Source organism: Stenotrophomonas sp. STEN147 (assembly GCF_056757995.1).
The window spans coordinates 56952-69283 of record NZ_JBRRCG010000007.1; the positions used below are offsets into that span (position 1 = coordinate 56952).

Annotated in this window: 11 protein-coding genes; 5 read left to right on the plus strand and 6 right to left on the minus strand. The window is 69.8% G+C overall.

Annotated features, from left to right (window positions below):
• Positions 1-87: 87 nt before the first annotated feature.
• Positions 88-528 (minus strand): D-aminoacyl-tRNA deacylase, encoded by a 441-nt coding sequence (gene dtd / locus ACVOKU_RS09320; protein ID WP_053517128.1) that lies wholly within the window; start codon positions 526-528, stop codon positions 88-90.
• Between the two features lie 61 nt (positions 529-589).
• Here dtd and ACVOKU_RS09325 point away from each other — a divergent pair, with 61 nt between their 5' ends.
• From ACVOKU_RS09325 to ACVOKU_RS09340, 4 genes are all read left to right on the plus strand, one after another.
• Positions 590-1510, plus strand: a complete 921-nt coding sequence (locus ACVOKU_RS09325) for a lauroyl acyltransferase (RefSeq protein ID WP_065174456.1) — start codon at positions 590-592, stop codon at positions 1508-1510.
• Between the two features lie 74 nt (positions 1511-1584).
• Positions 1585-2721: a GTP cyclohydrolase II RibA gene (gene ribA / locus ACVOKU_RS09330; protein ID WP_481559734.1), complete on the plus strand. Its 1137-nt coding sequence runs from the start codon at positions 1585-1587 to the stop codon at positions 2719-2721.
• 74 nt (positions 2722-2795) lie between these two features.
• Positions 2796-3296 (plus strand): PH domain-containing protein, encoded by a 501-nt coding sequence (locus ACVOKU_RS09335; protein ID WP_481559735.1) that lies wholly within the window; start codon positions 2796-2798, stop codon positions 3294-3296.
• Positions 3293-4816, plus strand: coding sequence for a PH domain-containing protein (locus tag ACVOKU_RS09340; RefSeq protein WP_481559736.1), 1524 nt, complete (start codon positions 3293-3295; stop codon positions 4814-4816). Before ACVOKU_RS09335 ends, ACVOKU_RS09340 begins: the two co-directional genes overlap by 4 nt.
• Positions 4817-4911: 95 nt before the next feature.
• Here the strand turns inward: ACVOKU_RS09340 and ACVOKU_RS09345 are convergent, their stop codons facing one another.
• Positions 4912-5970 (minus strand): CDP-glycerol glycerophosphotransferase family protein, encoded by a 1059-nt coding sequence (locus ACVOKU_RS09345; protein WP_065181628.1) that lies wholly within the window; start codon positions 5968-5970, stop codon positions 4912-4914.
• Here ACVOKU_RS09345 and ACVOKU_RS09350 point away from each other — a divergent pair.
• Positions 5969-6775: a glycosyltransferase family 2 protein gene (locus tag ACVOKU_RS09350; protein WP_053517120.1), complete on the plus strand. Its 807-nt coding sequence runs from the start codon at positions 5969-5971 to the stop codon at positions 6773-6775. The two genes, ACVOKU_RS09345 and ACVOKU_RS09350, sit on opposite strands and share 2 nt — an antisense overlap.
• Here ACVOKU_RS09350 and ACVOKU_RS09355 read toward each other — a convergent pair.
• The 4 genes from ACVOKU_RS09355 to fmt form a co-directional block, all read right to left on the minus strand.
• Entirely contained in the window at positions 6745-8139 is a 1395-nt protein-coding gene (locus tag ACVOKU_RS09355) for an O-antigen ligase family protein (protein ID WP_481559798.1), read from the minus strand. The genes ACVOKU_RS09350 and ACVOKU_RS09355 overlap by 31 nt on opposite strands.
• A gap of 143 nt (positions 8140-8282) precedes the next feature.
• Positions 8283-9995 carry a glycosyltransferase family 39 protein gene (locus ACVOKU_RS09360; protein WP_481559737.1) on the minus strand — a complete coding sequence of 571 codons (1713 nt, stop codon included), beginning with the start codon at positions 9993-9995 and terminating at the stop codon, positions 8283-8285.
• A 22-nt stretch (positions 9996-10017) separates the two neighbouring features.
• Positions 10018-11349 (minus strand): 16S rRNA (cytosine(967)-C(5))-methyltransferase RsmB, encoded by a 1332-nt coding sequence (gene rsmB / locus ACVOKU_RS09365; RefSeq protein ID WP_481559738.1) that lies wholly within the window; start codon positions 11347-11349, stop codon positions 10018-10020.
• A 3-nt stretch (positions 11350-11352) separates the two neighbouring features.
• Positions 11353-12276, minus strand: coding sequence for a methionyl-tRNA formyltransferase (gene fmt, locus ACVOKU_RS09370; protein ID WP_481559739.1), 924 nt, complete (start codon positions 12274-12276; stop codon positions 11353-11355).
• Positions 12277-12332: the final 56 nt, after the last annotated feature.

Here is a 12332-nt window from a genome sequence, read left to right on the forward strand (position 1 = left end):
GCTCGCGCCACCGGCTGGGTAGGAAATAGGGAACGTAGCATTATACCAGCCCGGGGCCCCGCCTGCCGGGCGGTGGTCCCGGCGGCTTCAGGGCCTGAGAAGGAAGGTCACGGGACCATCATTGACCAGGCTGACGATCATATGGGCACCAAAGCGGCCCGTTTCCACCCCTGGCGCGTGATTTTCACGGCAGATGTCGACAAATCGATTGAACCCGCGTTCAGCCTCGGCCGGCGGTGCCGCAGTGGTGAAGCTGGGGCGCATGCCCGACCGGGTGTCGGCCGCCAGGGTGAACTGGCTGACCAGCAGCAGGCCGCCGCCGGTATCGCGCAGCGAGCGGTTCATCTTCCCGGCTTCATCGGCAAACACCCTGTAGCCCAGCAGGCGCTCGGCCATGCGCTGCAGCTGCGGCTCGGTGTCGCCCGGCTCCATCCCCACCAGGGCCAGCAGGCCAGGGCCGATCTGGCCGACGGCCTCGCCATCGACGTGGACGGCGGCCTGGCTGACGCGTTGGATCAGGACGAGCATCTGTGGGTTTCCGGTCGGGGGGCCGGCCACGATAGCAGCGCCCTTGGCTAAACTTGCGTGGATGAACCCGCAACGCAAAGCCCGGCTGGCCTATCGCGCCACCACCCTGTTCACGCGCCTGCCCTGGCCGCTGCTGCGCGGCGTCGCGCAGGCCCTGGCCTGGGCCTGGATCCGTCTCAACGCCCGTGAGAGTCGCGTCACCCGCCGCAACCTGGAGCTGGCCTACCCGGATCTGGACCCCGTTGCGCGCGAGCGCCTGCATCGCGATCTGCTGCGCTCCACCGCCCTGCAGGCCATCGAGACCCTGCGCCTGTGGAGCCGCCCGCCGGCCGAGAACCTGCGCCTGCACCTGAAGCAGCGTCACGGTGAAGCGCTGTATGACGCGGCGCTGGCCAGCGGCAGGGGCGTGATCGTGGCCGCGCCGCACTTCGGCAACTGGGAGCTGCTGAACCAGTGGCTGGCCTCGCGCGGGCAGATCGCCATCGTCTACAAGCCGCCGGAGGATGAAGCCAGCGACGCGTTCCTGCAGCTGGTGCGGGGTGGCCAGAACGTGCAGCAGGTGCGCGCCGAGGGCCCGGCGGTACGCCAGTTGTTCAAGGTACTCAAGGATGGTGGCGCCACCGGCATCCTGCCGGACCAGCAGCCGAAGGCCGGTGACGGCGTGTTCGTTCCGTTCTTCGGTGTGCCGGCGCTGACCATGACCCTGGTCAACCGCCTGGCCGAACGCACCGGCGCCATCGTTCTGTATGGCTGGTGCGAGCGCATCGGGCCGGACATGGAATTCGCCCTGCACGTCGAGCCGGCCGACCCCGCAGTGGCCGACCCGGACCCGCAGACTGCGGCCACCGCCCTCAACGCCGGGATCGAACGCATCGCCCGCCGCGATCCGGCGCAGTACCAGTGGACCTACAAGCGCTATACGCTGCGGCCACCGGGCAGCGGCGAGGATGATCCCTACGCGACCGAGGAACACCCGCACTGAGTCCCACCGTGCCGCCCTGCGACCGGCGGCCGCAGCACGTTGAATACGACGCCGGCGCCCCCATAGAGACTGCGATGTCCGCCTCCCCCGGTCCTGCCATGCCTGCTGCCTCCTCCCTGTTCGGCGACCCGGCCGCGATCCGCTGCGAGCGCGCGGTCGCGGAACTGCGCGCCGGTCGCCCGGTCCTGCTTCACGACGGCCAGGGCCAACGCCTGGCCGTGATCGCGCTGGACAGCGCCACCGCCAGCAGCTTTGCCGCCTTTGCCAGCGCAGCGCGCGAGCGTCATTACCTGTTCCTGACGGCGACCCGCGCCCGCGTGCTGGGGGTGGAGGCACCTGACGGTGTGCGCCTGCCGCTGGCCGGTATCGCCTTCGACGCCCTGCCGACGCTGGGCTACCTGCGCGAGCCCGGGCCGATGCCGGCTCACTGGACCGCAGGCGATGCCTTCGATGCCGGCGCGGTTGAACTGGCCCGCCTGGGCCTGCTGCTGCCGGCCATGGTCGCGGTGCGCCTGGATGTGGATGATGCGACCTTCGACGGCGCCGCCGACGTCGCCCTGTGCGACCTGGCCGAAGGTGCGGCGCACGCCGCCCACGACTATGAGCTGGTCGCCCGTTCGCTGGTACCGCTGCGCGATGTCGGCATGACCACCTTCGCGGTGTTCCGCGGCGGCGTGGCACAGCGCGACCAGGTGGCGATCATCGTCGGCGACCCGGACCTGTCTGCCGTGGTGCCGGTACGCGTGCACTCCTCGTGCCTGACCGGCGACCTGTTCGGTTCGCTCAAGTGCGACTGCGGGGACCAGCTGCGACGCGGTCTGCGCAAACTGAAGGAACTGGGCGGCGGGGTGCTGCTGTATCTGGACCAGGAAGGCCGGGGAACGGGCATCGCTGCAAAGATGCGCGCCTATGGCTACCAGCACGATGGGCTGGACACGATCGACGCCGATGCACAACTGGGCTTCGGCGCCGATGAGCGACGCTATGGCAGCGCCGTGGCGATGCTGCGCGGCCTGGGCATCAGCCGCGTGGCCCTGCTCAGCAACAATCCGACCAAGGCACAGCGCCTGCGCAATGCCGGCATCGAAGTGCTGGACTGCATTCCGGTCACTGGCGAGATCACGGCCGAGAACGAACACTACCTGCGCACCAAGGCCGACCGTGCCGGCCATCTGCTCGATGTCGATGCACTGATCCAGGCGGCGCAGTAGCGCGCCCGACCTGCTACCGTCTGCGCGGTGCGGCTGCGGCCGCCCCGCCTGCCCTGCCGCCCGACGGAGCCCGTGTGACCGACCAGCCTCTTCCTGCTGTGCCCATCAACGACTGGCAGCCGCTGCCGGCCCGCGCCGCACGCCTGGCTGCGCTGGAAGGCGCATTCGGCGGACTGTTCGTGCCAGGCGCACCGCTGGCGGCTGCGTGGTGGTTCTTCGATCTGCCTGCCGGGCTGTGGGGTGCAGCGTCGGGCCTGCTGGTCGGCGCCCTGTTCGGCGCGTGGCTGGGCCATCGCCGCCTGACCCGCACACGCTGGCGTCTGGACGCACAGGGCCTGGGCCTGCGCCGGGACCTGATGTGGCAGACCGAAACGCAGGTACCGGTCTCGCGCGTGCAGCACCTGGATCTGCGCCGTGGTCCGCTGGAGCGGCGTGCCCGCCTGGCGACCCTGATCGTGCACACCGCAGGCACCCGCCTGAGTGCAGTGACTGTCAGCGGCCTGGATGATGCCGACGCCGAACGCCTGCGCGACACCCTGGCCCACCAGCTCGACCAGGACGCCGACGCCCTGTGAGCCAGCCACCGCCCCTGCCGCCCCCGCTGCCACGCGGCGGCGACGAACAGCGCCTGCATCCCTGGTCATGGCTGTTCGTGCTGCTGATGCAGCTGCGGCACTACTTCCTGCCGCTGGTCGCGCTGCTGGTGTTCGGCCAGCGCGGCGACCGCGACCCGCTGTGGACGCAGCTGATGCCGCTGCTGGCCATCGCCGCGCTGGTGGTGGTCTCGGTGCTGCAGTACCTGAGCTACCGCTACCGCATCGGCAGTGATGCGATCACCGTGCGCAGCGGGCTGCTCGCGCGCAACCGCCGGGAGATTCCCTTCGCCCGCATCCACAACGTGGAAGTGCGGCAGAACCCGTTGCACCGGCTGTTCGGCGTGGCCGAGCTGCGCCTGGAGTCGGCCGGCGGCGTGCGCCCGGAAGCAGAGATGCGGGTGCTGCGGTTGGACCAGGCATTGGCACTGGAGCAGCTGGTGAAGCAGCGCGGAAAGGCGCCTGGCAACGCACCGTCTGCCACCGCCGACCCGACCGATGAAGTGCTGCTGCGCATGTCCACCGCCGAAGTGATCCGGCTGGGCCTGCTGTCCAACCGCGGCTGGGTGCTGTTCGCCGCCGCCATCGGTGCGCTGCTGCAGGTGATCCCGCGCCGTTCGCTGGACGGCGTGATCTCCAGCGGAGGACGCGAGGCGTTCGGCTATGCCAGCCAGCTGCACGAGGGCCTTGCCGGTCTGCTGATCCTGGCCGCGCTGGTGCTGGTCGCAGGCTGGCTGCTGATGCGCCTGCTGTCGGTGGTGCTGGCCCTGCTGCGCTATGCCGGTTTCACCCTGACCGAGCAGGAACACCGGCTGACGGTCGCGGCAGGCCTGCTCAGCCGCACGCGCAGCAGCGTGGCGCGCCGGCGCATCCAGGCCTGGACCCTGCGCGAAGGCACCCTGCAACGCTGGTTCGGGCGGCGCCAGCTGCAGATCGACAGCGCTGCCGGCGGCCCCACCCGCGAGGAAGACCGGGCCCTGCGCGAACTCGCGCCGCTGGCACCGGCCGCCGACTGCGACCATCTGGTGCAGCACCTGCTGCCACAGCTGCAGTGGCCGCCCGCGTACTGGCAGCCGGTGCCGCAGCGCGGCTGGTGGCGGTTATGCCTGGGCAGCGTACTGCTGGTGCCGTTGCTGGCCGCCGCGATGTACTGGCGCTGGGGAACACCCGGCCTGCTGGTGCTGGGCTGGCTGCCGGTCGCGCTGTGGGTCGCCCATCGGCAGATGGCGCGCATGGGCTGGCATCTGGATGATCGCTACGTCGCGGTGCGCGGCGGATGGTGGAAGCGCTGGTGGCGCTGGGCGGAGCTGGACAAGCTGCAGGGCCTGCGCCTGCAGCGCTCACCGCTGGACAGGCTGCTGGGCACGGCCAGCCTGCAGTTGGACACCGCAGGCGCGCATGGTGATGTCGCTCTGGCGCTGCATTACCTGCCGCACGCACAGGCACGGGCGCTGATGGCGCAGCTGGCCGCCGCGCTGCCGCGCCGCAAGCTGCGCTGGTGATGCGGGCATCAACGCATGGCGTGGATCTACTGTAGAGCCGGGCCCACGCTCGGCTGTGGCAAGCCGAGCATGGGCTCGGCTCTACATCCCCCCGATCACCGCTGTGATGGCCCCCAATAGCCCAGATCCCTGCGGATCTGCAGGTCACGCATCCAGCTGCCGAAGGGTTTGCGGCGCAGCGCGCCCATCTCGCCGGACAGGAAATCCTCGGTTGCGGCAATCACCCGCTCACTGGAGCGGCCGTCACGGTACGGATGGATCGCATCGGCATAGCGCACGATCTCCGCCTGCAGGGCGGCATCCGGGTGCAGCGCGCGCTGCAGCATGACGGGCAGCTGCGCCGGCACGTCGAAATCGATCATGTGCGGTTTCGGCACGCGGTTGCGGAAGGTCACCACCGGCTTGTGCTGGACGATGAACTCCGAAACGATCGAAGACGTATCGGACACCAGCACATCAGCGGCGCGCTGTGCGGCCATGACCTGCTCCGGTTCGATGAAGCGGGCATTGGCGCCGGCCAGCGCACGGTAACGCTCGAACAGCTCCGGCGGGCACTTCGGGTGCAGGGTCAGCAGCCAGTAGCGCTCCCCGGCCGCGATGTCGGCGGCGATCTGCGCATGCAGGTGCGGGGCGGCGCTGAGCCGCTCGGTGAAGGTCGAGCCGAACAGGATCACCGGACGACCGCCCGCCGCTGCGCGCAGCGCGGCGCTTTCGCCACCATCGTCGCGGAACAGCGGGTCCAGTTTCGGCCAGCCGGTCTCGGCCACCGCGAAGTGACCCTGCAGGGCGGCGATGTCGCGGAACGGCGCAGTGGTGGCCGGGCCCTGGGTGCAGTACAGGTCGAACATCCCGCGTACCCGGAAATGGCCACGTGCGCTGTCGCGCTTCTCCACGTTGAAGCCATGGAACAGCTGCACCTTGGCACCGGACAGGAACGTCGGCACCCAGTTGGCCGCGCTGTACACCGCGCGCGGGCGCATCGCCAGGGCCTGCTTCAGGCCGATCACGGGCACGCCCGGCAACTGGCTGCCGGCGGCGCCACCTTCGAACCAGGCAGCCACTTCCTGCCCGGACGCGTGCAAGGCCTGCGCCAACGGGGCGAGAATAGGCAGCGCATAGCGCTCCGTCGCAAACAACAGGTACCCGGCCATCATGTCCTCCACGACCGCTCCCATCGAACGGCCTCGCATCTCGGCGTGCATTATCGCGTTCAACGAGGCCGGCCGCATCGGCGACTGCCTGGCCTCGCTGGCCTTCTGCGACGAGATCATCGTGGTGGACTCGTATTCCAGCGACGCCACCGTGGCCATCGCCGAGGCCGCCGGTGCCCGCGTGCTGCAGCGGCCGTTCGATGGCTTCCGCAGCCAGAAGGCGTTCTGCGTCGAGCAGGCAGCACATGACTGGGTGGTGTGCCTGGATGCCGACGAGCGCATCAGCCCGGAACTGCGCGCCTCCATCGAACAGGCCCGCGAGGGGGGATTCAGCGGCCACGCGGGCTACCGCTTCGCCCGCCTTTCAGAGTATTTCGGCCGCTTCCTGCGCCACGGCAACGCCTATCCGGACCGGGTGATGCGCCTGTTCGACCGCCGCCGCGGCGGCTGGCGCGGCACCCGTGAGATCCACGAGGCCGCCAGCGTCGATGGCAGCGTCGGCACCCTGCGCGGTGACCTCATCCACTACCCCTACCGCTCGCTGCAGCAGCAACTGGCCAAGACCGAGAAGTACGCGCGGATGATGGCCGAGCACGAGTTCGCACGCGGCAAGCGCGCCACCCTGGGCAAGCTGGTGCTGGCACCGGCCTGGCGCTTCTGGCGGGGATTCATTTTCCGCGGCGGTTTCCGCGATGGTTGGCACGGCCTAGTCTATGCCTACGTGCGTGCCAACTACGTGCGGCAGAAGACCATCATGCTGTGGATGCTCGGCAACGGTCAGGCCGTGGCCGACCCGCCGCAGCCCTGATCCGCCGGGCATGGCCCGGCGCTACCGCACCCGTGCCCCGGCCTGCGCCGGGCCAGGGGGGGGCGGGGGAGCGCCGGGCCCTGCCCCGCGACGGGGCGGCAACCCGCGTTGGCCCCGCGGTGGCGGGCACCTTCCAGGATCGACAACCCGGCCAGCAGGCCGACGATGGTGACGTAGAAGCTGGCCGTCATCTGGTGCGCGAACATCGACTGGGTCAGCCCGCACAGCACGTACGTGGTCACGATCATGATCCCGGCCGCGGCAGGCCCGCGGAACGTACTGCGCCCGCTGCGCCGATGCAGGCGCACGAACACCCACAGCGGAACGCCATACACCGCCAGCAGCAGCAGCAGGCCGGGCATGCCCTGGGTGGCGGCCCATTCGGCCACGTCGTTATGGGCATGGCCAAGGTGGCAGCGCTGTTCGTCCGGGTTCTCGCGGCAGACCGGCACACGCTGCATCGCGTCATCGAAGTGGCCGATTCCGACACCGACCAGCGGGTGGTCCAGGAAGGTATCCCAGGCAACCTGCAGACGCTCCAGGCGGGCACCGGCGGAAGAGTCGCTGTCGCCCTGCTCCATGCGCTGCATGTCGCTGTGCAGCTCGCTCAGCCGCACCTGGTGACGCAGCTCGGGCACCGACAGCAGCAGGGTGGCGCCGATCGCCAGCATGCCCGCCAGCACCGACAGGCGGGCGGTGCCGGTCCGCCAGCGCAGGCTCAGCGCCAGCACCACCAGCAGAGCCAGCAACGCCGCGAACACGCCACGGCTGCCGGTCAACACGATGGTTCCACAGCCGGCCGCCATGCCGACGATCACCAGCGACCAGCGTCGCGAAGGTCGGCAGAACACCAGCAGCACCATCAGCACCATCACGATGTCGGCCAGCACGATGGCATTGGTGAACAGCTCCGCACGCGGAGCCCCCTGCAGTACCTGCCACAGCGACATCGCGAAGGTGACCAGCAGCCCGGCCAGCGCGCCACGCCAGAGCCAGCGCAGGTCCGGGCGCAACGCGCAGACCCACAGGGCGATCCAGGGGATCACCACGAAGCGCGAGCGGTTGTCGACATCGCGCAGGCCCTGCTCGAACAGCAGCACCGACAGCAGGCCCAGCGCCAGCACCGCGAGCATCAGCCAGGTCAGCACCTTCACCGGCTGCCCGCCCATGTGCCGGGCGCGCCACAGCAGTTCCGGCGCCAGCAGCGTGCTGGCCAGCAGCAACAGTCCATACGGAAGCAGGTTGATCGGCACGGTAAGCACCAGCGCCGGAAGGCAGAACAGACCGATCTGCGCCAGCCAGTGCGCCGTGCGCTGCCGACCGCCGACGGGGGCTCCCGGCAGGTCGCCGGCCGCGGGGTTCAGGTTGTCCGGTGGAGCTGGCACGTCGGAAGTTTCGCTGCGGGTGTGCGGGAAGAACGGGGGCGGCCACAACGGCCACTCCCAGTGTGCTGTTTTACTGCCTTTGTCGCCTGTTGGGCAGTCTGGACAAGCGTGGACACAGGCCGTTATCCCCGTTCCTGCAAACGCCGTTCACGTTCGCGCTCGCGATCGCTGGCCTGGCAGGGCGCGATCACCGCCTCCGCCGGCACCAGCCACCAACGGCGACGATTGGCCACGCCCGCCGGTTCGGCCCGGTCGCGGTCCACACACGGCAACAGGGCGTCCTCCTGCACCAGCAGCCAGCGCCGCGCCGGCACCAGCCGCTGCCAGCGCGTCGCCGCCTGCAGTTGTTCATCCCAGGGGGTGTTGAAGCCGAACGTGGCCGCCGGTCGGTCGGCCATCAGCAGGTTCTGTTCCTTCCAGGCCACCAGGCCCAGCTCGGCCTGCGGGCCGATGCGCTCCCCCACATGGCGCATCAGGCCCCGCGCCGAACTCGAATCGTTCAACAGCGGGTAGCCCACCAGGCTGTACAGCACCCACACCGTGGCCAGGGTCGACACCATGGCCAGATGACGCCGGCCACGGCCGGACAGCAGCAGGCTGGCCACACCGCAGGCGCCCATCGCCAGCGCCGCCCAGGCCAACGCGTCCATCACGCCCGGTGCCAGACCACGTTCGTGCTCCAGCCTCGTCTCGAATCCCGGCTCGCCCAGCAATGCCAGTGCGCCTGCCAGCAGCGTGCCCAGGGCCAGGGCCAGCGTGAACAGCCCCAGCAGTGCCTGCACGTCGCGACGGCGCAGAAGGCCGGGCAGCAGCGGCGCCAGGGCCAGGCAGAACATCGGCAGCGCAGGGAGGATGTACACATCGCGCTTGCCCTCGGGAATCGAGAAGAACAGCACGATCAGCAGCCACCACCCCAGCAGAAGCAGGTAGCGCGCGTCGCGTCGCCGCAGCCGGCGGCGCCAGGCCGGAATCGCCCACGGCAGTGCCAGGAACGCGGGAATCCACATCGACGGCATGATCGCCAGGAAGTACCACCACGGCTGGTGGTGGTCCCAGGACTGGGCATAACGCCCTGCGGTCTGCTGGAACAGGATGTCGTCCATGTAGGCGCGGTACTCGTCCAGCCCGGTCGCCAGCGCCGCCAGCACCATCGGCAGCAGCCACAGCGCCACCGCCAGCAGGAACGGCAGCGGCGCCAGCCAGAAGCGCAGGTCGCGCGCATGCAGGCGCACACCGTTCCACCGCAGCGCCGAGCCGATCACGGCCGGAACGAGCATCAGCAGGGCGATCACGCCCACGCCCTTGGTGATGACGCCGATCCCGGCGAAGAACCAGCCCAGCCACCACCAGCGCCATGCCGGTCCCAGCAGCAGGTGGCGCAGCAGCCCGTAATTGGCCAGGGTGATGAACAGCACCACCAGCGGATCGATCTGTGCCTTCTTCGCCTGGAAGGTGAACTGCAGTGCGAACAGCAGTGCCCAGCCTGCGTACAGGCCGACACGTCGCGTCCACAGCCGACCGCCGAGATCGACCACGCACCACAACGTGCCCAGCGCGGCGATCAGCGAGGGCAGCAGGAACGCCAGCCGCCAATCGCCGATCAGGTGGTAGAGCGTGGCCTGCCACCACATCAGCATCGGCGGCTTGTCCGAGTACAGCTCCAGGCCGCGATGCGGGAACAACCAGTGACCGCTGTCCACCATCTGCTTGGCGACGAGCGCGAAGCGCGGCTCATCCGACGGCCAGGGATCGCGCAGGCCGAGTCCAGCCCCCAGCACCAGCAGGGCCATCACCACGAACAACCACGTCTCTCGCGACGCGCGGGTTTTCAGCATGAGGACTTGAACGGCAGCGGATTCACACCGCTTTTAGCAGACGCGCGTAGAAGAATCCGTCAGCATCGCTGTCACCGGGCAGTCGTTGCCGTGCAATGCCTTCGCAATCCAGCCCGAACGCCTCGCCCAACGGCTGCGCCACCGCATCCGGGTGCCACTTCAGGAACGCGCGGATCTGCTCGATGTTCTCCGCACGCAGGATCGAGCACGTGGCGTACAGCAGGACGCCACCGGGGCGCAGCATCGACCAGCATGCTTCCAGCAGCCGGGCCTGAACGCCGACCAGCGCATCGATGTCCTCGGCGCGGCGGTGGAACATCACATCCGGCTGGCGGCGGATCACGCCCGTGGCCGAACAGGGCGCATCGAGCAGGATCGCATCGAACAGCGTGCCATCCCACCACGCGCCGGGATCGCTGGCGTCTGCCGCCAGGGTCTGCGCGCCCTCACCGACACCCGTGCGCGCGTATGTGTCACGGGCACGCGCCAGGCGACGGGCGTCGATGTCCAGCGCCAGCAGGCGCAGGCTGGGATCACGCTCCAGCAGGTGCGCCGACTTGCCGCCCGGTGCGGCGCAGGCATCCAGTACCCGCGCCCCGGCGGCCGGCGCCAGCGCATCGGCCGCGCACTGCGCCGACAGATCCTGCACCGAGAGCGCCCCCTCGGCAAAGCCGGGCAGCTGGTTGACAGCGACCGGCGTCGCCAGCCGCAGCGCGTCCGCACTGAGCGGACTCGGCTCGGCGACGATACCGGCCTCGGCCAGCACGGCCAGGACTTTCTCGCGGCCACCGTGCTGGCGGTTGGCGCGCAGCCACAGCGGCGCAGGCTGCAGGCTGGCGCTGAAAATCGCCTCGGCCTGCGCCGGCCAGTCGCGCTCGATGGCCTCGGCCAACCAGGCCGGAAACGCATCGCGGGCCGGCTGTTCCGGGAATCCCTCACGCTGGGCGCGGCGCAGGATGGCATTGACCAGGCCCGCCTGGCGCTCACGGCCCAGCGCACGCGCTGCGTCGACGGTGGCCGACAGAGCCGCGTGCGCCGGCAGTTCCAGCACGTCCAGCTGGGCGAAGCCGACCATCAGCAGCGTGCGCAGGTCTGCATCACGCGCCGAGAGCGGCTTCTGCATCCACGCCTGCAATGCTGCGTCATAGGTGCTGCGACGGCGCAGCACGGCAAAACACAGCGCTTCCAGCAACGCCCGATCACGGCTGTCGGCCAGCTTCGGCAGGGCCCACGCCAGTTCCGCCTTCAGCGAACGGCCACGGGTGAACACCTGGGCCAGCACGCGTGCGGCCAGCATGCGGGTGGCTGCACCCGGCGCCGCCCTGGCGATGGAGAAGTCATTCTGTTTCGTCACCGCTTACGCTCCCACGCGCAGGTCGCGACGGGCGTTGAGGTAATCGGCAGCAGTGATCGCCTTGCCGCCTTCGCGCTGCAGCACGCGCAGGCGCAGCGCGCCCTGGCCGCAGGCAATGTCGATGCCTTCGCGGCCGGCAGCAAGTACCGTTCCCGGTGCCTGGCCGTGCTCCATCGCCTGCGCCACGGCGCCGTGGATGCGCACGCGCTCGCCGGCCAGCGTTGCCTCGGCGACAGGCCACGGGTTGAACGCGCGCACAGTCCGCGCCAGCACCGCTGCATCCTGCGTCCAGTCCAGCTTCGCCTCGGTCTTGTCCAGCTTGTGTGCGTAGGTCACGCCCTGCTCCGGCTGCGGCCGCGCGATCGGCTTGATGCCGGCGCGCAGCAGTCCCAGGCCATCGGACAACACCTGCGCACCCAGCTCGGCCAGCTTGTCGTGCAGCTGGCCACCGGTATCGGTGGCCGCGATCGGCAGCGCCTGGTGCAGCAGCACCGGGCCGGTATCCAGTCCGGCTTCCATCTGCATCAGGCACACGCCCGTGGTCTCGTCACCGGCCTGGATCGCGCGCTGGATCGGCGCCGCACCGCGCCAGCGCGGCAGCAGCGAAGCGTGTACGTTCCAGCACCCGTAGGTCGGAATGGCCAGCACGGCCTTGGGCAGGATCAGGCCGTAGGCCACCACCACCATCAGGTCCGGCTTCAGGTCACGCAGCTGCTGCTGGGCCGCTTCGTCCTTCAGCGATTCGGGCTGGTACACCGGAATGCCGCGGGCCACCGCCTCAAGCTTCACCGGCGAGGGGGCCAGGCCGCGACCACGGCCTGACGGACGGTCAGGCTGGGTGTAGACGGCCACGACCTCGTGGTGGCGCGCCGCTGCGCGCAGCGATGACACCGCGAATTCCGGCGTACCGGCAAAGACAATCCTCATGGCTACCCCACTTGCAGGATGGATTCGTGCAGGAAAGAAAACGGCGCCGTCGGCCG

Excerpts from the sequence above, each read along its gene's own strand:
- dtd (WP_053517128.1), bottom strand. The coding sequence starts at position 528 with ATGCTCGTCCTGATCCAACGCGTCAGCCAGGCCGCCGTCCACGTCGAT.
- ACVOKU_RS09325 (WP_065174456.1), top strand. The coding sequence starts at position 590 with ATGAACCCGCAACGCAAAGCCCGGCTGGCCTATCGCGCCACCACCCTG.
- ribA (WP_481559734.1), top strand. The coding sequence starts at position 1,585 with ATGTCCGCCTCCCCCGGTCCTGCCATGCCTGCTGCCTCCTCCCTGTTC.
- ACVOKU_RS09350 (WP_053517120.1), top strand. The coding sequence starts at position 5,969 with ATGTCCTCCACGACCGCTCCCATCGAACGGCCTCGCATCTCGGCGTGC.
- ACVOKU_RS09345 (WP_065181628.1), bottom strand. The coding sequence starts at position 5,970 with ATGATGGCCGGGTACCTGTTGTTTGCGACGGAGCGCTATGCGCTGCCT.
- ACVOKU_RS09360 (WP_481559737.1), bottom strand. The coding sequence starts at position 9,995 with ATGCTGAAAACCCGCGCGTCGCGAGAGACGTGGTTGTTCGTGGTGATG.
- fmt (WP_481559739.1), bottom strand. The coding sequence starts at position 12,276 with ATGAGGATTGTCTTTGCCGGTACGCCGGAATTCGCGGTGTCATCGCTG.